This is a genomic window from Streptomyces anatolicus (assembly GCF_019400875.1).
Lineage (GTDB): Bacteria > Actinomycetota > Actinomycetes > Streptomycetales > Streptomycetaceae > Streptomyces > Streptomyces anatolicus.
This window is the reverse complement of the sequence record NZ_WMBF01000036.1, coordinates 1-25,021: the sequence shown is the minus strand read 5'-3', so window position 1 is coordinate 25,021 and position 25,021 is coordinate 1. Positions and strand designations below refer to the sequence as shown.

The 25,021-nt window shown below is 72.3% G+C and carries 22 protein-coding genes and 2 pseudogenes; 10 read left to right on the top strand and 14 right to left on the bottom strand.

The annotated features are described in order from the left end of the window. The 7 genes and pseudogenes from GKQ77_RS34270 to GKQ77_RS06370 form a co-directional block, all read right to left on the bottom strand. A pseudogene (locus GKQ77_RS34270) lies at positions 1 to 140 on the bottom strand (lytic transglycosylase domain-containing protein); the annotation flags it as partial. Positions 141 to 477: 337 nt separating this feature from the next. Next, positions 478 to 1,356: an ECF transporter S component gene (locus GKQ77_RS06395; protein ID WP_219687734.1), complete on the bottom strand. Its 879-nt coding sequence runs from the start codon at positions 1,354 to 1,356 to the stop codon at positions 478 to 480. Further along, positions 1,353 to 3,032 carry an ABC transporter ATP-binding protein gene (locus GKQ77_RS06390; protein ID WP_219687733.1) on the bottom strand — a complete coding sequence of 560 codons (1,680 nt, stop codon included), beginning with the start codon at positions 3,030 to 3,032 and terminating at the stop codon, positions 1,353 to 1,355. Before GKQ77_RS06390 ends, GKQ77_RS06395 begins: the two co-directional genes overlap by 4 nt. After that, positions 3,029 to 4,207 carry an energy-coupling factor transporter transmembrane component T gene (locus GKQ77_RS06385; RefSeq protein WP_219687732.1) on the bottom strand — a complete coding sequence of 393 codons (1,179 nt, stop codon included), beginning with the start codon at positions 4,205 to 4,207 and terminating at the stop codon, positions 3,029 to 3,031. Before GKQ77_RS06385 ends, GKQ77_RS06390 begins: the two co-directional genes overlap by 4 nt. Before the next feature lie 25 nt (positions 4,208 to 4,232). After that, positions 4,233 to 4,871: an SCO2322 family protein gene (locus GKQ77_RS06380; protein ID WP_219687735.1), complete on the bottom strand. Its 639-nt coding sequence runs from the start codon at positions 4,869 to 4,871 to the stop codon at positions 4,233 to 4,235. A gap of 47 nt (positions 4,872 to 4,918) precedes the next feature. Continuing rightward, positions 4,919 to 6,163, bottom strand: coding sequence for an SCO2321 family membrane protein (locus tag GKQ77_RS06375; RefSeq protein WP_219687731.1), 1,245 nt, complete (start codon positions 6,161 to 6,163; stop codon positions 4,919 to 4,921). A 296-nt stretch (positions 6,164 to 6,459) separates the two neighbouring features. Further along, positions 6,460 to 7,515 (bottom strand): Strvi_7410 family MBL fold metallo-hydrolase, encoded by a 1,056-nt coding sequence (locus GKQ77_RS06370; protein WP_219687730.1) that lies wholly within the window; start codon positions 7,513 to 7,515, stop codon positions 6,460 to 6,462. A gap of 252 nt (positions 7,516 to 7,767) precedes the next feature. On the opposite strand from GKQ77_RS06370, the gene GKQ77_RS06365 reads away from it, so the two are divergent. Next, positions 7,768 to 9,234 (top strand): aldehyde dehydrogenase, encoded by a 1,467-nt coding sequence (locus tag GKQ77_RS06365; protein WP_219687729.1) that lies wholly within the window; start codon positions 7,768 to 7,770, stop codon positions 9,232 to 9,234. Continuing rightward, positions 9,234 to 9,467: a ferredoxin gene (locus GKQ77_RS06360; protein ID WP_125512528.1), complete on the top strand. Its 234-nt coding sequence runs from the start codon at positions 9,234 to 9,236 to the stop codon at positions 9,465 to 9,467. The genes GKQ77_RS06365 and GKQ77_RS06360 overlap by 1 nt, the downstream gene beginning before the upstream one ends. Before the next feature lie 26 nt (positions 9,468 to 9,493). Here the strand turns inward: GKQ77_RS06360 and GKQ77_RS06355 are convergent, their stop codons facing one another. After that, positions 9,494 to 10,105 (bottom strand): TetR family transcriptional regulator, encoded by a 612-nt coding sequence (locus tag GKQ77_RS06355; RefSeq protein WP_219687728.1) that lies wholly within the window; start codon positions 10,103 to 10,105, stop codon positions 9,494 to 9,496. A 255-nt stretch (positions 10,106 to 10,360) separates the two neighbouring features. Between GKQ77_RS06355 and GKQ77_RS06350 the strand changes: the two genes are divergently transcribed. Genes GKQ77_RS06350 through GKQ77_RS06340 form a run of 3 tightly spaced genes read left to right on the top strand, consistent with a single transcriptional unit; the run spans position 10,361 to position 13,559 of the window. Next, the gene (locus GKQ77_RS06350) at positions 10,361 to 11,728 is read left to right on the top strand and encodes a glycosyltransferase family 4 protein (RefSeq protein WP_219687727.1); all 1,368 of its coding nucleotides are present in this window, start codon (positions 10,361 to 10,363) and stop codon (positions 11,726 to 11,728) included. Further along, positions 11,728 to 12,489: a class I SAM-dependent methyltransferase gene (locus GKQ77_RS06345; protein ID WP_219687726.1), complete on the top strand. Its 762-nt coding sequence runs from the start codon at positions 11,728 to 11,730 to the stop codon at positions 12,487 to 12,489. Before GKQ77_RS06350 ends, GKQ77_RS06345 begins: the two co-directional genes overlap by 1 nt. Next, the gene (locus tag GKQ77_RS06340; protein ID WP_219687725.1) at positions 12,486 to 13,559 is read left to right on the top strand and encodes a prenyltransferase/squalene oxidase repeat-containing protein; all 1,074 of its coding nucleotides are present in this window, start codon (positions 12,486 to 12,488) and stop codon (positions 13,557 to 13,559) included. The genes GKQ77_RS06345 and GKQ77_RS06340 overlap by 4 nt, the downstream gene beginning before the upstream one ends. A 70-nt stretch (positions 13,560 to 13,629) precedes the next feature. Here GKQ77_RS06340 and GKQ77_RS06335 read toward each other — a convergent pair whose 3' ends face one another. Next, complete coding sequence (locus GKQ77_RS06335) at positions 13,630 to 13,923, bottom strand: hypothetical protein (RefSeq protein ID WP_030777776.1); 294 nt, start codon at positions 13,921 to 13,923, stop codon at positions 13,630 to 13,632. A gap of 118 nt (positions 13,924 to 14,041) precedes the next feature. Between GKQ77_RS06335 and GKQ77_RS06330 the strand changes: the two genes are divergently transcribed. Next, entirely contained in the window at positions 14,042 to 14,590 is a 549-nt protein-coding gene (locus tag GKQ77_RS06330) for a hypothetical protein (RefSeq protein ID WP_219687724.1), read from the top strand. A gap of 9 nt (positions 14,591 to 14,599) precedes the next feature. Here GKQ77_RS06330 and GKQ77_RS06325 read toward each other — a convergent pair whose 3' ends face one another. From GKQ77_RS06325 to GKQ77_RS06305, 5 genes are all read right to left on the bottom strand, one after another. Further along, complete coding sequence (locus tag GKQ77_RS06325) at positions 14,600 to 15,610, bottom strand: LLM class F420-dependent oxidoreductase (protein WP_219687723.1); 1,011 nt, start codon at positions 15,608 to 15,610, stop codon at positions 14,600 to 14,602. Positions 15,611 to 15,718: 108 nt separating this feature from the next. Beyond that, positions 15,719 to 16,591 (bottom strand): DUF5336 domain-containing protein, encoded by an 873-nt coding sequence (locus tag GKQ77_RS06320; protein ID WP_219687722.1) that lies wholly within the window; start codon positions 16,589 to 16,591, stop codon positions 15,719 to 15,721. Positions 16,592 to 16,773: 182 nt separating this feature from the next. Beyond that, positions 16,774 to 17,772 carry an N-acetylmuramoyl-L-alanine amidase gene (locus tag GKQ77_RS06315; protein ID WP_219687721.1) on the bottom strand — a complete coding sequence of 333 codons (999 nt, stop codon included), beginning with the start codon at positions 17,770 to 17,772 and terminating at the stop codon, positions 16,774 to 16,776. Positions 17,773 to 17,794: 22 nt separating this feature from the next. Then, positions 17,795 to 18,457: a class I SAM-dependent methyltransferase gene (locus tag GKQ77_RS06310; protein ID WP_219687720.1), complete on the bottom strand. Its 663-nt coding sequence runs from the start codon at positions 18,455 to 18,457 to the stop codon at positions 17,795 to 17,797. Positions 18,458 to 18,572: 115 nt separating this feature from the next. Further along, positions 18,573 to 20,315 (bottom strand): MFS transporter, encoded by a 1,743-nt coding sequence (locus GKQ77_RS06305; RefSeq protein ID WP_219687719.1) that lies wholly within the window; start codon positions 20,313 to 20,315, stop codon positions 18,573 to 18,575. Between the two features lie 291 nt (positions 20,316 to 20,606). On the opposite strand from GKQ77_RS06305, the gene GKQ77_RS06300 reads away from it, so the two are divergent. The 4 genes and pseudogenes from GKQ77_RS06300 to GKQ77_RS06285 all read left to right on the top strand — a co-directional run bounded on the left by GKQ77_RS06300 (position 20,607) and on the right by GKQ77_RS06285 (position 25,019). Further along, on the top strand, positions 20,607 to 21,803 hold the full coding sequence (locus GKQ77_RS06300; protein ID WP_219687718.1) for a lipid-transfer protein: 1,197 nt from the start codon (positions 20,607 to 20,609) through the stop codon (positions 21,801 to 21,803). Between the two features lie 201 nt (positions 21,804 to 22,004). Continuing rightward, positions 22,005 to 23,447 (top strand): MFS transporter, encoded by a 1,443-nt coding sequence (locus GKQ77_RS06295; RefSeq protein ID WP_219687717.1) that lies wholly within the window; start codon positions 22,005 to 22,007, stop codon positions 23,445 to 23,447. A gap of 103 nt (positions 23,448 to 23,550) precedes the next feature. Beyond that, a pseudogene (locus GKQ77_RS06290) lies at positions 23,551 to 24,066 on the top strand (SigE family RNA polymerase sigma factor); the annotation flags it as partial. Between the two features lie 149 nt (positions 24,067 to 24,215). After that, positions 24,216 to 25,019, top strand: coding sequence for a hypothetical protein (locus GKQ77_RS06285; protein ID WP_219687715.1), 804 nt, complete (start codon positions 24,216 to 24,218; stop codon positions 25,017 to 25,019). The last annotated feature ends 2 nt before the right edge of the window (positions 25,020 to 25,021 follow it).

The window sequence follows — 25,021 nt, the reverse complement described above, 5'->3', positions numbered from 1 at the left end:
ACGACGGACTTCGTGGTGGTCGGGGTGGCTGCCTGGGCCGGGGCCGCGGCGAAGACCATGCCGGTGGCGGCGGCGGCGACGAGGCCGCCGGAGAGGGCCTTCTTCGGGGAAGCGATGCGGCGGATGAGCGAGGCGGACACAGAGGACCTTCCGGTGGGGGACGGGGTTGTCGCGGTGCGTGCCGTGAAACGTGGGGGACATGCACAGGCGCCGAGTTCCCGTGGGGACGTCGGCGCCGTGCGACTCATCCAGAGAAACAGGCCCGAGACCTCGCCGCAATGACCCCTCTTACTAGTGGAAGTCGCACCCGAGCCGAATGGCCCGTCTGTGACGTGGCTCTCAATCCCCAGGTCAGCGCGGCAATTGACGCATGTCCATCAAGGCGCGGCGGCTACGAGCCCCCCTCGTAGAGGACCAAGGTCCTGTGGGCCGCCTCACGAGTTTGCGCCATTCATGTAACGGAGAGCAGAAGAGCCCTCACGGCTTTGGCGCCTCGAATGTGACCGGCGCCTCGAAAGCCGCCCGCCTCGTGGCCCGCCGCAGCGCCTTCAGGACGGCAGGCCCGAGCGTGAGGCTCAGCAGGACCGTGACCACGGCCCTCGGCAGGTCCCAGCCGAGCGAGGTGGCCAGGCAGTACGCGACGAAACGGGCGAGGTTCTCGGCGAGGGGGTCGCCCGGCTGGAAGGAGACGCCGGTGGCCATCCCGCCGAGGTAGGGCCAGCCCTGGAGGTTCATGGCCGTGCCGTACAGCACGGCGGAGACCGCGCCATAGCCCGCGAGCAGCCACAGCTCGCGGCGCCCCCGCAAGGTCTCCGCCCCCGGGAGCAGCCCCGCGCCCATGCAGACCCAGCCCATCGACAGCATCTGGAACGGCATCCACGGCCCCACGCCCCCCGTGAGCAGCGCCGACGCGAACATCGACACCGCCCCGAGCACGAACCCGAAGCCCGGCCCGAGCACCCGTCCGCTCAGCACCATCAGGAAGAACATCGGCTCGATGCCCGCCGTGCCCGCGCCGAGCGGCCGCAGCGCGGCGCCCGCGGCCGCCAGCACGCCCAGCATGGCGATGGCCTTCGCGTCCAGGCCGACGTCCGCGATGGTCGCCACGACGACGCCGAGCAGCAGCGGCAGCAGCGCCGCGAACAGCCACGGGGCGTCCTGGGCGTGCTCGGCGAACCCCGAGCCCTGGCTGGAGAGCAGCGGCCACCCGAAGGCGACCACGCCCACCGCGCTGACCAGCGCGAGCGCGGCGACCGAACGGGGGCCGAGGCGGATGGCACGGGCCCGCCTCTTCTCACCGGCGGCGGCGCTCTTCTCACCGGAGGCGGCCCTCTTCGCATCGGAGGCGGCGCTCATGACGCTCCCCCCACCGTGTCCAGCGCCTCGCGCACCTGCGTCACCGTCAGCCACTCCCTGGGCGCCAGGATCTTCGTGACCTGCGGCGCGAAGGCCGGCGACGACACCACGACCTGCGGGGTCGGGCCGTCCGCGACGACCTCGCCGTCCGCGAGGATCACCACGCGGTGGGCGATCTCGGCGGCCAGCTCCACGTCGTGCGTGGCCAGCACGATCGCGTGCCCCTCGGCCGCCAGCCCCCGCAGGATCGTGACGAGGCGGGCCTTGGCCGCGTAGTCCAGGCCGCGGGTCGGCTCGTCGAGCAGGAGAAGGGGCGGGCGCGAGGTCAGCACGATCGCCAGGGCGAGCGCGAGGCGCTGGCCCTCGGAGAGGTCCCGGGGGTGCGTGTCGTCCGCGATGCCGGGCAGCAGCTCGCTCACCAGCGCCCGGCACGCCCCGGCGTCGGCGCCCGCGTCCCGGTCGGCGGCGGCGCACTCGGCGGCCACGGTGTCCGCGTACAGCAGGTCGCGCGGTTCCTGCGGCACCAGGCCGACGTGCCGGATCAGCTGGCGCGGCGCGGTGCGGTGGGGGACGGCGCCGCCGACGTGGACGGCGCCCGAGGTGGGTTCCAGGAGGCCGACCAAGGTGGAAAGGAGCGTGGACTTCCCGGCGCCGTTGCGGCCCATCAGGGCGACGGTCTCGCCCGGCATGACGGTGAGGTCGACGCGGCGCAGCGCCTCTACGCGGCCGCGCCGCACGGCGAGGCGTTCGACGGCCGCCGCGGGTGCCCTGTCGGACGTACGTTCCTTGCGCGGCCGGGGCCACCGGCTCGCCGGCCGCTCCACGGGCCGCACGGCCGCCTCCTCCTGGCGCGGTTCCGCCCCGGCCAGCCGTTCCCGCAGCGCGCCCGCCCTGCGCCGCGCGTCCCGCACGGTCAGCGGCAGCGGCGACCAGCCCGCGAGGCGGCCGAGCGCGACGACCGGGGGGCAGACGGGGGAGCGGGCCATCAGCTCCGCCGGGTCGCCGAGTACCGGAGGCTCGCCCGGGGCCGCGAGCAGCAGCAGCTGATCCGCGTACTGCACGACCCGTTCGAGGCGGTGCTCGGCCATCAGGACGGTCGTGCCGAGGTCGTGGACGAGCCGCTGGAGCACGGCGAGGACCTCTTCGGCGGCGGCCGGGTCGAGCGCGGAGGTCGGCTCGTCGAGGACGAGGACCCGCGGGTGCGGGGTGAGGACCGAGCCGATCGCGACGCGCTGGCGCTGACCGCCGGAGAGCGTGGCGATGGGCCGGTCGCGCAGCTCGGCGAGGCCGAGCAGGTCCAGGGTCTCCTCGACCCGCCTGCGCATCACGCCGGGCGCGAGACCCAGCGACTCCATCCCGTAGGCCAGCTCGTCCTCGACCGTGTCCGTCACGAAGTGCGCGAGGGGGTCCTGGCCCACGGTGCCCACGACGTCGGCCAGCTCGCGGGGCTTGTGCGTACGGGTGTCGCGGCCCGCCACGGTGACGCGCCCGCGCAGGGTGCCCCCGGTGAAGTGCGGCACGAGCCCGCTGACCGTCCCGAGCAGCGTCGACTTGCCGACCCCGGACGGGCCGACGAGCAGCACCAGCTCACCTTCCGGGACGGTGAGATCAACCCCCCGCACGGTGGGCGCGGCACTCCCCTCGTACGTCACCGAGACATCCTCGAAGCGGATCATGAGGTCTCCTCGGGAGAAACGACGGGGCGTACGGGGGTCGAGGGCGCCTGCTCCCCCATGGGCACCGGCGCCACGAACGCCGGAAGCAGGCCGAGCAGGGCCGCCGCGGCGGGCCACAGCGGGAGGGTCGGGGCGACGAGCGGGACGACGCCGGGGTGCAGCGCCCCCATGTCGTGGGACGCGGACCAGATCGTCAGGGCCGCGACCGCCAGGCCCGAGCCCGCGACCAGCCAGGCGCGCACGCCCCACGCGTCGGGGCGGTAGCGGGTGCGTACCGCGCGGCGTCCGCCGAGACGCAGGCCCGCGAGCGAGGCGAGCAGGCCGGTGAGCAGGAACGGCAGTCCGTAGGCGGCGCCTTGGGCGGTCAGCAGGCCGTACGTGCCCACGCAGACGCCCATCAGGCCGCCCAGCGTCAGTACGGCGGTGAGCCTGCGCACGCCGACGGGGACGGCGGCGCTGCGCCCGAAGCCGCGCGCGTCCATCGCGGCGGCCAGCGCGACCGACCGCTCAAGGGCGCCCTCAAGGACCGGCAGACCGACCTGCAGCAGCCCGCGCACCCCCTTGTCCGGCCGCCCCCGCAACCGCCGCGCGGCCCGCAGCCGCCGCACGTCCGTGATGAGGTTCGGCGCGAAGGTCATCGCCACGACGACGGCGACCCCCACCTCGTACAGCGCGCCCGGCAGCGACTTCAGGAGCCGGGACGGGCTCGCCAGGGCGTTGGCGGCGCCGACGCAGATCAGCAGGCCCGCCAGCTTGATGCCGTCGTACAGCGCAAAGACCATGCCCTCCGCCGTGACCTTGCCGCCGATCCGCACGCCCTTGGCCCAGTCGGGCAGCGGCACCTCGGGCAGCGTCACCAGGACGTGCGTACCGGGGATCGGCGAGCCCAGCACGATCGCGAAGACCAGCCGGATGGCGATGACGACCAGGCCGAGCTTCACGAACGCGCCGTACGACTTCGCCCAGGGCGCCGAACTCCGCCGGGCGGCCACGACATAGCCCGCGACGCCGACCAGCAGCCCGATCAGCAGCGGATTGGTCGTCCGGGACGCCGCCGTGCCGAGGCCCAGCGCCCACACCCACCAGGCGCCCGGGTGCAGGGCGTTGCTCCGGTGGGCCTCGGGGGCGAGGCGGCGCCGCAGGAGGCCGGGCGCGCCGCTGCCGTGGTTCGTCATCGTGCTGTCCGTGTCCGGGGCCGCGTCAGCCGCGGCGGCGCCGGGCCTGCCAGAACGCGGCGCCGCCGAGCAGCGCCACGGCGGCGGCCCCCGCGATCAGACCGACGGAGGGCCCGCCGTCGTCCTCACCCTCGTCCCCGTCCGCCTTCGGCCGCGCCTCGGTCTTCAGGGTGTCGTTGTAGACCTGCTCGCCGCAGCCCGACCTCGGGTAGCCGTCGATGGCGCAGAGCAGCGCCTTGCTGTCGTAGCGCAGCGGCTTGGCGACAGAGGCGAGCGCTTCCGCGCTGGTGGCGTCCTCGGCGACCCGGGCGCAGGCCGTGCGCGGCGCGGGCGGGTTGTCGTCGTGGGGCGCGTCCGTCGGCAGCCCGTAGTCGATGACGAGGGCGACCCGCTTGCGGCCGTCCTCGGCGGGGGTGCTCCGGCAGATCTCCTTGAAGTCGGCGGGGCCGCGCGGCTTGGCGGCGTCCTTGGAGTCCTCGGAGACCGAGAAGCGGAATCCCTGGACGTCGCCGTCATCGGGCCGTGCGGTGCCGGGCCCCTGAGTGGCGTATGTCCAGGTGCTGCCGTCCCGGTCCCAGAACGACCAGTAGCGGTAGCCGGCGGCCTGGGAGGGCGCGGCGGCGAGGACGCCGAGCAGGGCGGCGAGGAACGCCGCCACCGCCATGCGCCCGCGCCACGCGCGCCGGGGCACCAGACGCGTCCGGCCCCGCGTCACGGCTGCTGCTTCTTGCGGTTGGCGCTGTAGAGGAAGCCGATGCCGATGCCGGCGACCATGCCGACACCGATGATCCACCAGATGTTGGTGCCCCCGTCCTCGTCCTTCTTCTCGTCCGAGGCCGAGGCCGACGAGGAGTCGGAGGCGGTCTGGGCGGGCGGGCCCTGGGCGCCCAGACGCTCGACGAGGTCGGCGCCGCCGAAGTCGCGCGGGTCCATGCCCGCCGCGTGGGCGGCGAAGATCAGCTGGGCGTAGGCGGCGGGACCCGACTCCTTCGCCCACTTCGCGGAGTTCTCCGCGAGCCACTTGGCGGACTTCTCGGCCTGGCCGCGCTGCCCGGCGGCGGCCAGCGCGACCACGGCGTCGGCGGTGTTGCCGAGGTCAGGCTGGTCCTTGGCGCCCGGCATCGCGGACATCAGGTGGCCGTCGTTCTCGCCGAGTACGTCCAGGAGGTAGCCCGTGCCGTTGCTCGCGGCCTGCGAGGCGGTGTCCGGCTTCGCGCACTTGGGGGCGGAGTCGTCCGCCTTCTTGCCGGGCGCCACGACCAGGCCCTTGCCGAGGCTGCCGAGCACACCGGCCGCGGTGGCGTCCGCGTTCGGGCTGAGCTTCTTGGACTTGGCGTCGGCGAGGCCGAAGGCGCCGTCGCCCTTGCCGCAGTCCATGGCGAGCTTCGGCAGCGCGTCATAGGCGGACTTGCCGTCCTGCGACTTCACGTTCGCGGGGTTCTCACCGGCGGCGACGAGCGCGCCGACCACGATGCCGGTGGAGTTGGCGTCGGTGGGCAGGCCCGGGTTGTAGCCCCAGCCGCCGTCCTGGTTCTGGACGGACTTCAGCCAGGCCACGCTCTTCTCGACCGTCTTGCCGAGGCTCTTGTCCTCGCCGCCGAGCGCGGCGAGCGCCTGCACGGCGGCGGCGGTGGAGTTGCTGTCGACCTGTGTCTTGGAGTCGCACGGCTCGCTCGCGTCGGCGCGGTAGGCCGCGAAACCGCCGCTCGCGCACTGCTGCCCGGTCAGCCAGTTCACGGCCTTGGCCGCGGGCTTGACGCCCACGGTGTCCTGGGCGAGGAGGGCGTACGACTGACGGAAGACGCCGTCGAACTTGGGGTCGGACTTGCCGTACAGGCCCGAGGGGAGCGCGGTCGAGGGCGACGGCGAGGCGCCGTCCGCGAAGGCGGCCGGTGCGGCGGCCGAGCCGAACACGGCGACGGCGGCCAGGACCGCTGCGCTGCGGCGAACGTTCATGATGCGGCGGGTTGCCTCTCCCTGCGGGGAGCGGGGCGGCACGGCACCGTGCGAGCACGGCTTCCGGGCGGCTCCGGCTCCGTATACCTCGACGGTGCCGCTCATCGGGGGCCCCGATGAAGCGAGCCGGTCACGCTCCGCACCGGGCATTCCGGCTCACCACGATTCGTGGTTGACGGAATGGGGCCTCCCCTGCTCGAGCGAAGCCGAGAGCTTGGGGAAGGGTCAGCGCCGGATTCGCACCGGCTTCCCCCTGCGCGGACGTGAGGACGACCCGGCCACTCTACCGGCCTCCTTCACACCGCCACGTACGTCACCGGATCGCTGCCCGGCACCGCCTCCGCCCGGCCCAGCTTCACCAGGCGGCGCACATGGGCCTCCGCCTCCGAGACGGCGATGTTGCGCGAGCCGTAGGGGATGTCGGCCCAGGGGCGGTTCCACTCCATGCGCTCGGCGAGCCGCCAGGGGGTGAGGGGCTCGGCGAGGAGGGTGAGCAGGCCGGTCAGGCGTTCCTCGTGGTGGGCGAGGAGGGCGCGGACGCGGGCCGGGGCGTCGGTGAACGCGCGCTGGTGGGCGGGGAGCACCTCCGCGGGGTCCAGGCGCCCGACGCGCTCCAGGGAGTCCAGGTAGTCGCCGAGGGGATCGGTGACCGTGTCGTCCTCGGGGTCCTCGTACAGGCCGATGTGCGGGGTGATCCCGGGCAGCAGGTGGTCGCCGGAGAAGAGGCGGCCGTTGCCCGGGAGCCCCGCCGGGTGGGCCTCCTCCAGGTGCAGGCAGACGTGGCCCGGGGTGTGGCCCGGCGTCCAGATCGCGCGCAGGCGGCGGCCGGGCAGGGCGAGGAGTTCGCCCGGGGTGATCCCGCGGTCGGGCAGAGCGGGGTCGAGGCCGGGCAGTTTGCGAGGGCGGCCCTCGTCCCTGGCGCGGATCAGCGGGGCGACGTGGTCGGCGGGGGCGCCGGCGGCGGTGAGCTTCGCGGCCATGTAGCCGTACCAGCGCTCGGGCGAGTGGGAGCGGGTGCGGCGCACCACGGAGGCGTCCGCCTCGTGCATCGCGAGCCATGCCCCGGACACCTCGCGGACCTTCGCGGAGAGGCCGTGGTGGTCGGGGTGGTGGTGCGTGATGACCACGCCGTGTACGTCCTCGACCGCGACGCCGCAGGTCGCGAGCCCGGCGGTGAGCGTGGCCCAGGACGCCGGGTCGTCCCAGCCGGTGTCGACGAGGACGGGCCCGGCGTCGGTGTCCAGGAGGTGGACGAGGGTGAAGCCGAGGGGGTTGTCGGGGATCGGGACCTTGATGCTCCAGACGCCCCCGCCGTGCGCGATCACCGGCGGTTCGGCCGTCTGCGGGGTCATGGGCGCCTCGTCTCGTCGTCGCCGGATGCCCTCACTATAACTAGAACCGGTTCCAATGGCCCGCCAAGTCGGCTCATCCGTCCGGGAGTTACCGGCCCGGCCCTGGCGTTCGTGGACTCCTCCAACTAGAACTGGTATCAGTTCGAGCACAGCCCTGAGAGCACAGCCCTGAGAGCACAGCCTGAGAGCGCAGCCTGAAACAGTGTCAGCAAAGCGAAGTCCCGGGAACCGCCCCGCAGGAGGCAGTCAGCCATGACGGAGCTCGTGGAACACGGACAGCTGTTCATCGGCGGGGAGTGGGTCGACCCGCTCGGCAAGGACGTCATCGACGTCGTCTCCCCGCACACCGGGCAGGTCTTCGCCCGCGTGCCGCACGCGTCCCCCGCCGACGTGGACCGCGCCGTCGCCACCGCGCGCAGGGCGTTCGACGAGGGCCCCTGGCCGCGGATGACCCTGGACGAGCGGATCGAGATCGTCACCAGGATCAAGGACGGCTTCGCGGTGCGCCACGAGGAGATCGCCCGCGTCATCAGCACCGAGAACGGCACCCCGTACACCTCCGGGGTGATGGTGCAGGCGCTGGCCGCGATGATGGTGTGGGACGCGGCGCTCACGGTCGCCCGCGACTTCCCGTACGAGGAGAGCCGCGACGGAGTCCTCGGGAAACTGCTCGTGCGCCGCGAGCCGATGGGCGTCGTCGCGGCCGTCGTGCCCTGGAACGTCCCGCAGTTCACCGCCGCCGCCAAGCTCGCCCCCGCGCTGCTCGCCGGGTGTCCGGTGATCCTGAAGACCTCGCCCGAGACGCCGCTGGACGCCTACATCCTCGCGGAGATCGCCTCCGAGGCCGGCCTACCGGAAGGCGTGCTCTCCATCCTCTGTGCCGACCGCGAGGTCAGCGAGTACCTGGTCGGGCACCCCGGCGTCGACAAGGTCTCCTTCACCGGATCCGTCGCCGCGGGCAAGCGCGTCATGGAGGTCGCCGCCCGCAACCTCACCCGCGTCACCCTGGAGCTGGGCGGCAAGTCGGCCGCGGTGATCCTGCCCGACGCCGACGCGGCGAGCGCGGTCGCCGGGATCGCACCGTTCGCCTGGATGATCAACGGCCAGGCGTGCGTGGCCCAGACCCGCATCCTGGTGCCCCGCACCCGCTACGACGAGTTCGCCGACGCCTTCGCCGCCGCGGCCCGCGCCCTCAAGGTCGGCGACCCCCTCGACCCCGCCACCGAACTCGGCCCGCTGGTCGCCGAGCGCCAGCAGCGGCGCTCCCTGGACTACATCCGCATCGGCCAGGAGGAGGGCGCCAAGATCCTCGCGGGCGGCGGCCGCCCGCCCGGATTCGAACAGGGCTGGTACGTCGAGCCGACCCTCTTCGGCGGCGTCGACAACGCGATGCGCATCGCCCGCGAGGAGATCTTCGGCCCCGTCATCTGCCTGCTGCCGTACGGCGACGAGAGCGAGGCCGTGCGGATCGCCAACGACTCCGACTACGGGCTCAGCGGCAGCGTCTGGACCGCCGACGTCGAACGGGGCATCGATGTCGCGCGCCGGGTGCGGACGGGAACGTACTCCGTGAACACCTTCAGCCTCGACATGCTCGGACCCTTCGGTGGGTACAAGAACTCAGGCCTGGGGCGGGAGTTCGGGCCCGAGGGGTACGGCGAGTTCTTCGAGCACAAGATGATCCACCTGCCCGCCGGCTATGAGGGGAGTGGCGCCTGATGGGCGACCGCTGGCATGTCGAGGTCGACCGGTCCGTCTGCATCGGCTCGGGCATGTGCGTGAGCACAGCGCCCGGCGGATTCACCCTGGACACCGCCCGGCAGTCCCACCCCACCGCCCCCGAGGGCGATGCCAACGAACAGGTGCTCGAAGCCGCCGAGGGCTGCCCGGTCGAGGCCATCACCATCACGCTCGCCGAGAGCGGGGAGGCCGTCTTCCCGCCGGAGGACTGACGGCGCCCACGCCTGCCCTACCCGCGCTACTCGGCCGTCAGGTCGATGAGGCGGCAGACCGTCTCGATGTCGATCTTCACCTGGGCGATCGACGCCCGCCCCGAGAGCCAGGTGATGAGCGCGGAGTGCCACGTGTGCTCGATGACCCGCACCGCGGACAGCTGCGCCGCGGTGGGCGGCTGCTCCAGGCCCATCGCGTCCAGGATGATCGCCGTCGTCAGCCGCGAGACCGTGTCGACCTCGGGGCTCACCGAACGGTCGGCGAAGGTCAGGGCCCGCACCATCGCGTCCGCGAGGTGCGGCTCGCGCTGGAGCGCGCGGAAGGCCCGCATCAGCGTCTCGGCGACCCGCTCGGCGGGCGTCTCACCGGCGGGCGGACGCTTGCGGATCGTCGTGTGCATGTGCTGGAGCTGGTCCTGCATGGTGGCGACGAGGAGATGGACCTTGGAGGGGAAGTAGCGGTAGAGCGTGCCGAGTGCCACGCCCGCCGCCTCGGCGACCTCGCGCATCTGCACCGCGTCGAAGCCGCCCCGGCTCGCCAGTTGGGCGCTGGCGTGCAGGATGCGGCGGCGGCGCGCCTCCTGCCGCTCGGTGAGGGCCGGCGTCGCAGGGCTCGCCGCCTTGGCTTCCGCTGTCATCTGAGTGCCCCTCCGCATCGCCTCGCGAGATCGCACAGCATGGCAGGGAGCCCGTGGTGGCGCGAATCACCTGATCCGGGCCTTACACCTCGCCTACCTGCCGGTAGATTCAAAGCTCGTCCAGCGATCAATCAGCGATCGTCCAGCGAGCACCCGATGATCCCTCGACGATGACGCCGGTCAAGTCTGAAACTTGTTCTAGATTACCGTCCCGGCGTAACCTCGCGGACAACTGCACGCAGAAGGGGGCCGAGAGTGACCGCTGAGGCCATGGAGGCGGGCCCCCGAAAGGGCTCCGACGCCGACGGCGACCGTCCGTTGCGCATCGCCCTCCTCACGTACAAGGGCAACCCGTTCTGCGGGGGCCAGGGTGTGTACGTACGTCATCTCTCGCGCGAGCTGGCAAGGCTCGGCCACAGCGTCGAGGTCATCGGCGCCCAGCCCTACCCCGTACTGGACGAGGGCGAGGGCCTGGCGGGCCTCAGCCTCACGGAACTGCCGAGCCTCGACCTCTACCGCTCGCCCGACCCCTTCCGCACCCCCCGGCGCGACGAGTTCCGCGACTGGGTCGACGCCCTCGAAGTGGCGACCATGTGGACCGGCGGCTTCCCGGAGCCCGCCACGTTCAGCCTGCGGGCCCGGCGCCATCTGCGTGCCCGGCGCGGCGAGTTCGACGTCATCCACGACAACCAGACCCTCGGCTACGGCCTGTTGGGCGACCTCGGCGCCCCCCTGGTCACCACGATCCACCACCCCATCACCGTCGACCGGCGGCTGGAGCTGGACGCCGCGCCCGACTTCAAGCGCCGCATGTCCGTCCGCCGCTGGTACGCCTTCACCCGCATGCAGAAGCGCGTCGCCCGCCGCCTCCCCTCGGTCCTGACCGTCTCCGGCACCTCCCGGCAGGAGATCATCGACCACCTCGGGGTGCGCGAGGACCGCATCGACGTCGTCCACATCGGCGCCGACACGGGCCTCTTCTCACCGGACCCGGCCGTGCCCGAGGTGCCGGGCCGGATCGTGACGACCTCCAGCGCCGACGTGCCGCTCAAGGGCCTCGTCCATCTCGTCGAGGCGCTTGCCAAGGTGCGCACCGAGCACCCCGGCGCCCACCTCGTCGTCGTCGGCAAGCGCGCCGAGGACGGGCCCGTCGCGCAGGCCATCGAGCGCTACGGCCTCGAGGGCTCCGTCGAGTTCGTCAAGGGCATCACCGACGCCGAGCTGGTCGACCTCGTCCGCTCGGCGCAGGTCGCCTGCGTCCCCTCGCTGTACGAGGGCTTCTCGCTGCCCGCCGCGGAGGCGATGGCCACCGGCACGCCGCTCCTCGCGACGACCGGCGGCGCGATCCCGGAGGTCGCCGGCCCCGACGGCGAGACCTGCCTCGCGGTGCCGCCGGGCGACGCGGGCGCGCTCGCGATCGGCCTCCAGCGGCTGCTCGGCGACCCTGAGCTGCGGGCCCGCCTCGGCCGCGCGGGCCGCGAACGGGTGCTGAGGAAGTTCACCTGGGCGCAGGCCGCCAAGGGAACGGCCGAGCGCTACCGCCAGGCCATGAGCCGCGCCGCGGCCACCGACCCCGGCCGCCGCCCCGCGGCCACCCCGACGTACTCCGGGAGCCCTCGCTGATGCTGACCGTCGACTTCACCCGCTTCCCGCTCGCCGCGGGCGACCGCGTCCTCGATCTGGGCTGCGGCGCGGGCCGGCACGCCTTCGAGTGCTACCGGCGCGGCGCGCGGGTGGTGGCCCTCGACCAGAACGCCGAGGAAATCCGCGAGGTCGCCAAGTGGTTCGCCGCGATGAAGGAGGCGGGCGAGGCACCGGCGGGGGCGACGGCCACCGCCATGGAGGGCGACGCGCTCAACCTCCCCTTCCCCGACGCCTCGTTCGACGTCGTGATCATCTCCGAGGTCATGGAGCACATCCCCGACGACAAGGGCGTACTCGCCGAGATGGTGCGGGTGCTCAAGCCGGGCGGCCGCATCGCGGTGACCGTCCCGCGCTACGGCCCCGAGAAGGTCTGCTGGGCACTCTCCGACGCCTACCACGAGGTCGAGGGCGGCCACATCCGCATCTACAAGGCCGACGAACTCCTCACCAGGATGCGGGAGTCGGGCCTCAAGCCGTACGGCACCCACCACGCGCACGCGCTGCACTCCCCGTACTGGTGGCTCAAGTGCGCGTTCGGCGTCGACAACGACAAGGCGCTGCCGGTGCGGGCGTACCACAAGCTGCTCGTCTGGGACATCATGAAGAAGCCGCTGGCGACCCGGCTCGCCGAGCAGCTGCTCAACCCCGTCGTCGGCAAGAGCTTCGTGGCGTACGCGACCAAGCCGCACCTCCCCGAGGCCGCGGCCGGTGCCGACGACGCCGCGGTGGCCGCCAAGTGACGAGCCCGGAGCGCACCGAACACCTCGTCCTGCCCGGCGTCCTGACGGCCGATCAGGCGACGGCGACCGTACGGGGCATCCTCGCCGTCCAGCGCGAGGACGGCGCCATCCCGTGGTTCCGCGGCCACCACCTCGACCCGTGGGACCACACCGAGGCCGCCATGGCCCTGGACGCGGCGGGCGAGCACGCGGCCGCCGAGCGTGCCTACGACTGGCTGGCCCGCCACCAGAACCCGGACGGCTCCTGGTACGCGGCGTACGCCGACGGCGACCCGCACGATGTCACCGACCGGGGCCGCGAGACCAACTTCTGCGCCTACATCGCCGTCGGCGTCTGGCACCACTACCTCGCCACCGGCGACGAGGGGTTCCTCGACCGCATGTGGCCCGCCGTGGTCGCCGCCGTCGAGTTCGTCCTCGGGCTCCAGCAGCCCGGCGGGCAGATCGGCTGGAAGCGGGAGGCCGACGGCACGCCCGTCACCGACGCGCTCCTCACCGGCTCCTCCTCCATCCACCAGGCGCTGCGGTGCGCCCTCGCCATCGCAGAGCAGCGCGAAGAGCCGCAGCCCGACTGGGAGTTGGCGGCCGGCGCCCTCGCCCACGCGATCCGCCGCCACCCCGAGCGCTTCCTCGACAAGGGCCGCTACTCGATGGACTGGTACTACCCGGTCCTGGGGGGCGCGCTGACCGGCGAGGAGGCCAAGGCCCGTATGGCGGAGGGCTGGGACCGCTTCGTGGTGCCCGGCCTCGGCGTGCGCTGCGTCGACCCCAACCCCTGGGTCACCGGCGGCGAGAGCGCCGAACTCGCCCTCGCCCTGTGGGTGTTGGGCGAGTCCGACCACGCCCTGAAGATCCTCCAGTCCATCCAGCACCTGCGCGATCCGAAGAGCGGGCTGTACTGGACGGGTTACGTCTTCGACGACAAGGCGATCTGGCCCGAGGAGCTGACCACCTGGACGGCGGGGTCGCTGTTGCTCGCCGTGGCGGCGCTCGGTGGCGATGAGGCTACCTGTGCGGTTTTCTCTGGTGAGCGGCTGCCGTGGGGGCTCGACCCGGAGTGCTGCGGTTGACCTGCGGGTCCGATGGGGCTGGGCGCGCAGTTCCCCGCGCCCCTTTGGGGCGCTTCCCTTGGGGCGTCGCTCAGTACCGGCGTAGGCGGCCCGCTATCGCGTGGCCTACCAGGAGGTAGACGACTGCCGCCAGGCCGTAGCCCGCGACGACCCTGGCCCACTTCTCGTCGAAGGTGAACAGGTCGTGCGACCAGCCGGCCAGCCACCGGGCCACGTCATGAATGAACTGGACGAGGTCGTTGGCGCGGTTCGCGTCCAGCAGGTACATCAGGATCCACAGGCCGAGTATGGCGGCCATGATGTCGGCGACGAGCGCGATGACCCGTGCCGCTGTGCTGCCGTGGGAGTGCCGCGTGGGAGACATGGTGGCCGGGTACCGGGGAGCGCCCCGTTCGAAACCCGTTCGGGCCCGCCCCGCTGGCGGCGCCCCGCGCCCGGGGTGAGGCTGCCCGGAGGACCGCTCACCTCTGGAGGCCGCTGCCGTGCCAAGCCCCGTACCCGTCCGCCGTGCCGGAGTCTCCCTCACCCTGTGCTGCGCCCTGCTCGCCGGCGCGACGGCCTGCGGCAGCGACGACAAGGAGACCAAGGCCGCCGCGCCCTCGGCCAGCAGCAGCGCCGAGAAGCAGAAGTTCGCCAAGACGCGGTTCGTCGCCAACGCGGGCCTCGCCGCAGGGGCGACGTACCAGTGGATCGTGAAGCCGTTCCGCGCGGGCAAGTTCAAGAAGGGCGCGGACGGGCGACGGATCGCCCTCGTCAAGGCGGGCCTCGCGGGCGCGTTCACGTACAACAGGCTGAAGGCGGCGACGAAGAACGCGCAGGGCGACCCGGCCCTCTCCAAGGCCGTGGCCCCGCTCACCGCCGGCATCGACGCCCTGAAGGACCTGCCGTCCAAGCTCCGCAAGGGCGAGTCGACGGACTCGATCGTCAACTCCTTCGACGGCGTCATCAACTCCGTGAAGGACGCGGGGAAGGGCGCGGGCGCCGAGGTCAAGGACAAGGTGCCCTCGGCCGGGGAGCTGACCAAGGGGTAGACCGCGCTCTCAGGAGTTGAGGTCGGCGAGGACGCGCAGGGTGTGCGGGTCCGGGGCCAGCAGCAGGAGGTCCGTGACCGGGCCCGCACGCCATGACGCAAGGCGTTCCGCGATCCGTTCGCGGGGGCCCACCAGCGAGATCTCGTCCGCGAAGGCGTCCGGCACGGCCCGCACGGCTTCCTCCCGGCGCCCCGCGAGGAACAGCTCCTGGACCTGCCGGGCCTGCTCCTCGTACCCCATGCGTGCCATCAGGTCGGCGTGGAAGTTGCGGGCCGCGTGCCCCATGCCGCCGATGTAGAAGCCGAGCATGGCCTTGACGGGGAGCAGGCCCTCGGCGATGTCGTCGCAGACCTTCGCCCGGGCCATCGGCGCGATCGTGAAGCCCTCCCGCAGGCCGCTCAGCGAGGCCTCGTACGCTTCCGTGCGCGTCGGCGACCAGTACAGCGGCAGCCAGCCGTCCGCGATCCGGGTCGTCTGCGCGATGTTCCTGGGCCCCTCCGCGCCGAGCAGGACGGGCAGGTCGGCCCGGAGCGGATGGGTGATCGGCTTGAGCGGCTTGCCGAGCCCGGAGCCGTCCTCGCCCCGGTAGGGGTGGGAGTGGAAGCGGCCGGCCAGCTCCACCGGGCCCTCGCGGCGCAGCACTTGCCGGACCACCTCGACGTACTCCCGCGTCGCGGTCAGCGGCGACTTCGGGAAGGGCCGCCCGTACCAGCCCTCCACCACCTGCGGCCCGGAGAGACCGAGGCCGAGCATCATCCGGCCGCCCGACAGATGGTCGAGCGTGAGGGCGTGCATGGCCGTGGTGACCGGGGAGCGCGCCGCCATCTGCGCGACGGCCGTGCCGAGCCGGATCCGCGAGGTCCGCGCGGCGATCCAGGTCAGCGGGGTGAAGGCATCCGAGCCCCAGGCCTCGGCGGTCCACACGGAGTCGTAGCCGAGCCGTTCCGCCTCCTGGGCGAGGGCGACATGGCCGGGGTCGGGACCGCGCCCCCAGTAGCCGAGTGCGAGCCCGAGCCGCATACGCCCTCCCGGTGCAGAAACGCTGACGGTGCGTCAGCAGGCCGTCGGGACTGTACGACAACGGCCCCCCGCCCGGAAGGGCGAGGGGCCGCGAGGTGCGCTGCGGGGTCAGCCGCGCTGGATCCCCGTGGTGTCCTGGAGGACGCCGCGACGGCCGTCCTGCGTCTGGGCCACCAGGCCCTGGCCGCGCTGCTCGACGGCGAGGTACCAGGTACCGGGCGCCAGCTCGGCGATCGGCGTCGGCGAGCCGTCCTCCGCGTAGAGCGGACGCGGCACCGGCACGGCGAACCAGAACGGCGAGAAGTCACCGGACTGCTGCGCCTGCGCGGGCGGCGGCGTCTGCCCGGCCTGCGGCTGCGGCTGGCCACCGAAGGACTGACCCTGCGGCTGACCGGGCTGCTGGCCGGGCTGACCGTAGGGAGCACCCGCCTGCGGCTGGCCCGCACCGGCGCCGGGGTAGCCGTAGCCACCCTGCGGCTGACCGCCGTAGGGCTGCGGGGCGGCCGGACGCGGGGCGCCCATGAGCGGGGCCTTCAGCGCCGGGACGAGCTGCGTGGCGATCGCGGCGGCGGCGAGCACGAGGGCGGCGATCAGGCCGAGGATGAGGCCGACACCGGCGTCGGGGGACTCAGCCCCACCGAGGTTGCTGTTGAAGAAGAAGTTGTAGGACTGGTCGGTGTCGAAGATCGCGCCGAGCGAGCTGAGGGCGGCGGCGATGGTGAACGCCACACCGAGCTGGCCGAGGTCCAGGCCCGCGACCTTGCGCTGCTGCGGCATCGCACGGCCCACGACGATGAGCGCCGCACCGATGATGCCGAGCAGGTACACGCTCAGCAGCAGGTTGCCGTTGTCCCAGGCGTTGGGCAGCTTGTCGCTGTTGCCACCGTCGGCGTCAAAGGTGTCGAGGAACGAGGCAATGAAGAGCAACACCGCTGCTCCGATCACCACGCCGTCGCCTCGAGTGAGGGAGCGGAAATTCACTTCAGGTCCTTCGTCAGTCGTCTCGTCAGTGGAGGCGTCGCTGTCGCCGTAGTCGCGTTCGTGTCGCGGTGCGCGAAGCGCGGGGGTGGCCCCTCATCGTAGGGAGGACAATATCGTCCGTACACAGGGGGTGTCTGCTCGGGATAAAGACGTGCACGTATTGATACGCGGACGTTCACGAGCTACCGCCGCAGGAAACCGTCGATTCCCTCAGAAATGCCCTTCGCCGCCTTCTGCCGCCACTCGCCGCTCTTCAAAAGCGCCGCGTCCTTCGCGTCCCGCATGTTGCCGCACTCGATGAAGACCTTGGGGACTTTGGAGAGATTGAGGCCGCCGAGATCGCTGCGGACGTCCAGGCCGGTGCCGCCGCCCACGTAATTGGAGGGGGCGCTTCCGGTCGCCTTCACAAAGGCGCCCGCGATGCGCTCGCCCAACTCCTTGGAGGGGCCCACGATCGCGGACGTGTCGGCGGCGCCGCCCTTCACCTTCGCGGGCAGGATCACGTGGTAGCCGCGGTTGCCCGCGCCGGAGCCGTCGGCGTGGAGGGAGACCACCGCGTCCGCGCGGGCCTCGTTGCCGATCCGGGCGCGCTCGTCGACGCACGGGCCCCAGGGGCGGTCGCCGTCCTGGGTGAACTTGACGGTGGCGCCCCGCTCTTCGAGCAGCGTGCGCAGACGGCGGGCGACGTCCAGGGTGAACTTCGCCTCCGTGTAGCCGTCGTTGGTGGACGTGCCCGTGGTGTCGCACTCCTTGCGGTTCGTACCGATGTCGACCTGGCGGCTGATCTCGGCGGTGTGCTGGAAGTTGCCCGGGTTGTGGCCGGGGTCGACGACGACCACCTTGCCCTTGAGCGGGCCGTCCACGGCGGGGGCGGGCGACGACGGCTTCGTACTCGAATCGTTGCCGTCCCCCTTCCCGTCCTTGTCCCCTTCCTGCCCCTTGTCGGATTTCGAGGGGGCGGGCGGACCGGCCTCGGAGGGCGTGGTCCGCCCGGCGGACGCGCTCGGGGAAGCCGGCAGCGATCTCGCCGGTTCGCCACCGTCCTCACCGCCGGTGGCCTGGTAGACCAGCCACCCGGCCAGGAAAGTGGGCACCAGCGCGGCCACCGTCACCGTCAACGGGTGACCGATGCGGCGCTTTGGCGGCTGGGAGGGATCGAATTCCGGACCTACGTACGACACGAGGGCGAGCCTATCGGCGAGGTCAGATCCCCGCTCCCGTTCGCCGCAGCACGCGCAGCGAGTCCACCGCGGCGACCTCGGTGAACGCGCCGGACGCCAGAGCCCTGAGATAGACGCGGTACGGGGCCTGACCGGTCATGATGTCGACCGGGTCCGGGAACACGTCGTGGATGACGAGCAGCCCGCCATCGGCGACGTGCGGCGCCCAGCCCTCGTAGTCGGCGGTGGCGTGTTCGTCCGTATGGCCGCCGTCGATGAAGACCAGGCCGAGCGGCCCGCCCCACACCTTCGCCACCTGCGGCGAGCGGCCGACGACCGCGATCACGTGCTCCTCCAGGCCCGCCCGGTGCAGGGTTCGGCGGAAGGCGGGGAGCGTGTCCATCAAACCGACCTCGGGATCGACCGTTCGGGGGTCGTGGTACTCCCAGCCGGGCTGCTGCTCCTCGCTGCCGCGGTGGTGGTCGACGGTGATCGCGCTCACCCCGGCCCGCCGGGCCGCGTCGGCGAGCAGGATCGTGGAGCGCCCGCAGTAGGTGCCGACCTCAAGGAGCGGCAGCCCGAGCGCGGTGGCCTCCGTGGCCGCCGCGTACAGCGCGAGCCCCTCACCGCGCGGCATGAAGCCCTCGGCGGCCTCGAACGCGGCGAGGATCTCCGGCTGGGGCTCGGTCTTGGGCGCGGGGGCCATGGGGGTTCCTCCGGGTCGTTCGTACGTCGTACGCGGGTATGGGCGCCCATGATGCACGGCACCCCCGGCACGGGAGTGACGGGGGTGGCGTGAGGGGCGAGGCACGTAGGGGACGTCAGGCTGGTACGTCGCTGTCATCGGGCGCGCCGGACAGAGCCAGGTCCACCTGGACCGGGCGCTCGTGCCCGTGATGGGCCGCCGCCGAGGCGAGCGGGGCGTGGCCCGCCGCCGTGGCCGCGAGGACGTAGGAGCCGCCGGCCGGGACGGCGAGGGCGTAACGGCCCTCGTCGTCGGTGAGGGCGGCGCCCGCCTGCTTGCCGCGCCGGTCGATCAGCGTCACCTTCGCGCGGGCCAGCGGGGCGCCGTCCGCGCTGTGCACCCGGCCCTGGAAGCCCGCGAGGGCCTTGGCCGCGCGCTCCAGGTTGGCGTCCTCCTCGCTGCTGGCGCGCAGCTGCGTGGTGGTGGAGCGGCGCGCGGAGGGCAGCAGCAGGGCGAAGACGAGGCCGATGACGACCGCGCCCGTCGCGATCAGGAAGGAGACCCGGAAACCGTGCATGGTGGGCACGGCGACACCGCCGACGTGGTCCGCGGTGTTGGCGAGGACCATGCCGATCACGGCGGAGGAGACCGAGGTGCCGATGGAGCGCATCAGGGTGTTGAGGCCGTTGGCCGCGCCCGTCTCGGAGGGGTCGACCGAGCCGATGATGAGCGCGGGCAGCGAGGAGTAGGCGAGGCCGATGCCCGCGCCGAGGACCACCGAGACCACGATGGTCTGCCAGGCGGCGCTCATCAGACCGAGGCCCGCGCCGTAGCCGATCGCGATGATCAGCATGCCCAGGATGAGGGTCACCTTGGGGCCGTACTTCGCCGAGAGGCGGGCGTAGACGGGCGCGGTGAACATCATCGTCAGGCCGAGCGGCATCACGCACAGACCCGCGACGACCATGGACTGCCCGAGGCCGTAACCGGTGGCGGAGGGCAGCTGGAGCAGCTGCGGCAGGACCAGCGAGACGGCGTAGAAGGCGACGCCGACCATGATCGAGGCGAGGTTGGTGAAGAGCACCGAGCGGCGGGCCGTGGTGCGCAGGTCCACCAGCGGCGCCTGCACGCGCAGCTCCATCACGCCCCACAGGACCAGGACGACGGCGGCGGCGGCGAAGAGGCCGAGCGTGGTGCCCGAGGTCCAGCCCCAGTCGCTGCCCTTGGTGATCGGCAGCAGGAAGAGCACGAGCCCCGCGGAGAGGCCGATCGCGCCGAGCACGTCGAAGGTGCCCTGGGCGCGCATCGGGCTCTCCGGCACGAAGACGACGGTCAGCACCATCGCGAGGACGCCGAGGCCCGCGGCGCCGAAGAAGAGGGCGTGCCAGTCGGCGTGCTGCGCGGTGAGCGCGGCGAGCGGCAGTGCGAGTCCGCCGCCGACGCCGATGGAGGAACTCATCAGGGCCATCGCGGAGCCGAGCTTCTCGCGGGGCAGCTGGTCGCGCATGAGCCCGATGCCGAGCGGGATGGCGCCCATGGCGAAGCCCTGGAGCGCGCGGCCCGCGATCATCACCAGCAGATTGTCGGTGAACCCGCAGATCAGCGAGCCGACGACCATGACGGAGAGGCTGGCGAGCAGCATCCGCCGCTTGCCGAAGAGGTCCCCGAGGCGCCCCATGATCGGCGTGGAGACGGCACCGGCGAGCAGGGTCGAGGTCATGACCCAGGTGGCGTTGGACGGCGCGGTGTCCAGCAGGGCCGGCAGATCCTTGATGACCGGCACGAGCAGGGTCTGCATCACCGCGACGACGATGCCGGAGAAGGCGAGCACGGGGACGACTCCGCGTATGCCGCGTGGATGGGTCGTCGTCATCGACATTGCGGGGGGCCTCCGGGACGGGGGTCGGGCTCGCGCGGGAGCGAGGACGATCAGGCAGGGGTACGTGTAGCTCGAACCGGTATCCCCGGGCGACTATTCCGATGGATGTCGTACGAGGGGAACTCTTGACTCTCTTGACCCTTTGTTGACCGGCGTGCCGCCCGGGCCTTCGGGGGGTGTGCCGACAAGACCCCGCACCTGACCTTCCGTCAGATTGGAACGTGTTCTACTCTGACGCGGCGGTACGCGGCCTGCCCCGTGACTGAAGGAAAGCCTCGTGAGGAGAGCCTCGTGAAGAGCTACATCGTCGGCGTCGGGATGACCAAGTTCGAGAAGCCCGAGACGCGGGAGTGGCAGTACTGGGACATGGCGAGGGAGGCCGGCGGAAAGGCCCTGGAGGACGCCGGAGTCTCGTACGACCAAGTCGAGCAGGTGCCTGTCGGCTACTGCTTCCAGCCCTCGACGGCGGGTCAGCGTGCCGTCTACGAACTGGGCCTTACCGGCGTCCCCGTCTACAACGTCAACAACAACTGTGCGACCGGGGCGACCGCGCTGATGATGGCGCGGCAGTTCGTCGAGGGCGGCCTGAGCGACTGCGTGCTGGCGCTCGGCTTCGAGAAGATGGCGCGCGGTTCGCTGGGCGGTGGCGGTAGTGGTGGCGGAGGGGACTTGAAGACGTCCCCGGTGGCCCGCCACTACGGCGTCATGGCCGCCCGGCACGGTTTCGAGGCGACCCCGCCCACCGCGCAGATCTTCGGCAACGCGGCCCGCGAGCACATGGAGAAGTACGGCACGACGGAGGCGCAGCTCGCGGCGGTAGGCGCCAAGAACCACCGGCACTCGGTGAACAATCCGTACGCCCAGTTCCAGGACGCGTACTCGGTCGACGAGATCCTCGCCGCCAGGACCGTCCACCGCCCGCTCACCAAACTCCAGTGCTCGCCGACGTCGGACGGTTCGGCGGCGGCGGTGGTCGTCTCCGAGCGCTTCGTGGAGCGGCACGGCCTGGCGGACCGGGCCGTGGAGATCGCGGCCCAGGCCATGACCACGGACACCGCCGAGTCCTTCGCCTCGGGCTCGTGCGTCGACGCGGTCGGCGGGCCGATGTCACGGGAGGCGGCACGCCAGGCATACGAGAGGGCGGGGCTCGGTATCGCGGACGTGGACGTCGTCGAGCTGCACGACTGCTTCTCCATCAACGAACTCCTGACGTACGAGGCGCTGGGCATGTGCGCGCCCGGCGACTCCGGCAAGCTCGTCGAGAGCGGCGCGACGACGTACGGCGGCCGCTGGGTGGTGAACCCCTCCGGCGGCCTCATCTCCAAGGGCCACCCCCTGGGCGCGACCGGCCTCGCGCAGGCAGCCGAGCTGACGTGGCACCTGCGGGGCGAGGCGGGGCCCCGTCAGGTGCCCGGCGCGAGGGTGGGCCTCGCACACAACATCGGACTGGGCGGGGCGGCGGTGGTGACGGTTCTGCGGAGGCTCTGACCTGCTTTCCGGCGCAGCCCGCGCCGCCGTGAGCGGCGCTGCGTCCGTCCCCGGAGCTTTCCCGTGGGCGGCGCCCGGCGGCGGCAGGCGACAGCTGGTGGCAGGCGACTGGCGGCAGGCCGGGACCTAGGCCCTTCGGCCCAGGCACGTGGCGCTAAATGCCGATGCACGCCGCTCGCGCCGCTTGAGAGGATGCCTGTCATGGTCCAGACGCCCTCCACCACTTACACCCCCGACCCCGCCACCGCCCCGCCGAAGAGGTCCGTACCGGTATGGGCGGTCCTTCTCACCGCCTGCGCGGGCCAGTTCCTCGTCGTCCTCGACGTGTCGGTGGTGAACACCGCACTGCCCTCGATGCGCTCCGACCTCGGCATGAGCGCCATCGGACTCCAGTGGGTCGTCAACGCCTACTCCATCGCCTTCGCCGGCTTCATGCTGCTCGGCGGCCGCGCGGGCGACCTCTTCGGGCGGAAGCGGATGTTCCTGCTCGGCCTCGGCCTCTTCACCGCCGCCTCGCTCGGCGGCGGCCTGGCCCAGGCCGAGTGGCAACTGCTCGCGGCACGCGCGGTACAGGGCCTCGGCGCCGCGATCCTCGCGCCCTCGACGCTGACGATCCTCACCTCCGCGGTGCCCGAGGGCCCGGCACGGATACGGGCGATCGGCGTCTGGTCCGCCGTCGGCGCGGGCGGCGGCGCGGCGGGCGGCCTGGTCGGCGGCGTCCTCACCGACCTGCTCTCCTGGCGCTGGGTACTCCTCATCAACGTACCGATCGGCGCCCTGGTGATCTTCGCGGGAGCGGCCTGGCTGACCGAGAGCAGGGCGGGCCAGGCGCGCCGCCTCGACGTACCGGGCGCGGTCCTCGTCACGGCCGGGCTCGCCACCCTCGCGTACGGCATCGTGCAGACCGAGGAGAAGGGCTGGACGGCGGCCGCGACCCTCGTACCGCTGGCGGCCGGACTCGCGCTGCTCGCGGCCTTCCTCGTGGTGGAGGCGCGTACGAAGGTGCCGCTGATGCCGCTGAAGCTGTTCAGGGTGCGGTCGGTGTCGGCCGCGAACGCGGCGATGTTCGTGTGCGGCGGCGGCATGTTCGCCATGTGGATGTTCATGACCCTGTACGCCCAGAACGTCCTCGGCTACTCCCCGCTGAAGGCAGGCCTCGCCCTCATACCGTCCTCCCTCACCATCGTCCTCGGTTCGATGCTGGCGCCGCGCGTGATGCCGGTGCTCGGCGCGAAGAACGTCTCCATAGTCGGCATCGTCGTGGCCGCCGCGGGCTTCGGCTGGCAGTCGACGATGACGGTCGACGGTGCGTACGTGACCTCGATCATGCTGCCCGGCATCGTGATGATGTTCGGCGCGGGCCTCGCCACGACCCCGCTCGCCTCCCTCGCCACATCGGGAGCGGCACCCGGCGACGCCGGGCTGGTCTCGGGCCTGATCAACACCTCCCGCACGATGGGCGGCGCGCTCGGCCTCGCGGTGCTCTCCACGGTGGCGGCGGCGCGGATGGACGGCTCGACGTCACGGCAGGCGCTGACCGAGGGCTATGCGATGGCGTTCCGCACGAGCGGGTTCATCCTGCTGGCGGGTGTGGTGGTGCTGCTCCTGTGGATGCCGGGACAGCGGGCGGCCGCGCAGCGCTGAGCCTCTTGGTGCGGAGGTCGCTTTCGGGTGCTGGGGCTTCTCTGCGTGCTTTCGAGGCAACGGTTTGCGGCTCTCATGGACTCCAATGTGCAAGGAGGCATTCATGGGGGAGCGAAAGCAGGCCTTGGACGGTGAGTTCCAGGGATTCATGGCGAGCCGCTGGCCGCAGCTGATGCGGACGGCGTTTCTTCTCACGGGGGAGCAGCACGCGGCGGAGGACTTGGTGCAGTCGTCCCTCGAGCGGACGTACGTGTCCTGGCGCAAGGTGAGCGGCGCGGGCGACCCGGACGCCTATGTGCGCCGGATCATGATCAACACCCACGCGCGCAGACACCGGCCCAAACTCAAGGAGTTCCTGTCGCTGCAGGGTTCGGCACCGGTCCTTGACACGCCCGAGCGCGGAGACCGCATGGCACAGGCGGACGACCGCGCGGCCCTGCTGCGCGCGCTCGCCCAGCTGCCCGCGCGCCAGCGCGAAGCGGTCGTCCTGCGGTATTGGGAGGACCTGAGCGAGACACAGACCGCCGAGGCCATGGGCTGCTCGGTGGGCGCCGTGAAGAGCAACGCCGCCAAGGGAATCGCCAAGCTCCGCGCCATACCCGCACTGACCGAGAAGGTCGCGGGCCGTACCGAGAAGGCCGCAGGCCGTATCGAGAAGACCGCGGGCCGGATCGGAAAGACCGCGGGCCGAACCGAGAAGGTCGCAAGCCGTACCGAGGCGACCGCAGGGCGAACCGAGAAGGTCGCAAGCCGAGGGGAGAAGCAGTAGTGACGACGGACCGGAACCCGGCGCGGCAGGACACCAGCGCGCACAGCGACATCACCCACCGCCTGACGGACGCGGCGGACGAGGTGGAGATCGGCATAGCCCCGTACCAGGCGGTGATGCGCGGCGGCCGGCGCAGAAAGGCGCGCCGCTGGGTGGTCGGAGCGCTGGCGGCCGTGGCGATCGCGGGCTCGACGGGTTCGCTGGCGCTCGCGGTGGTGGACGGCGAGAGCCGGACGCGACCGGCGGCGCGGGTGGACTCGGCGGAGGCCCGGCATGTCTACGCCCCGCAGGTCACCCCGCTGACCAAAGTCCTCGACAAGGCGGGGGCGGAGGCGGCCAGGGTGGAGCTGCGGACGTGGGGCGCCCCGCGCGACGCGGCGGAGGCGCGCGGCCAGAAGAGGGCGATGACGGAGGCGGGCGTGTGGGACGAGCGGACCACCGACCCCGTCCCGGCCCTGGGCCGCCCTTGGTACGCGATCGTGGTGACGGCCGACGGCAAGGAGCGGCTGACCTCCTTTGGCCTCCAGGACGAGGCGCCGGGGGGTGACGACGGCCTGAGCTTCGCCTCGGTGGAGATAGCGGTGAAAGGCCAGAAGCTGATGATCGGCCACGTGGGCCCGAAGACGAAGCGGGTCGAGCTGGAATACGAGAACGGCACGACCGAGCCGCACCTGCGCAGGGCGGCGGGCTCGGCGTACCTGTGGTTCATCACGGAGGAAGGAGACGGCCGCCCTGACGGCAAGCTGGTGACGGTGCGGGTGTACGACGGGGAGGGAAGGGTGTCGGCGGTGGTGAGGGACTGAGG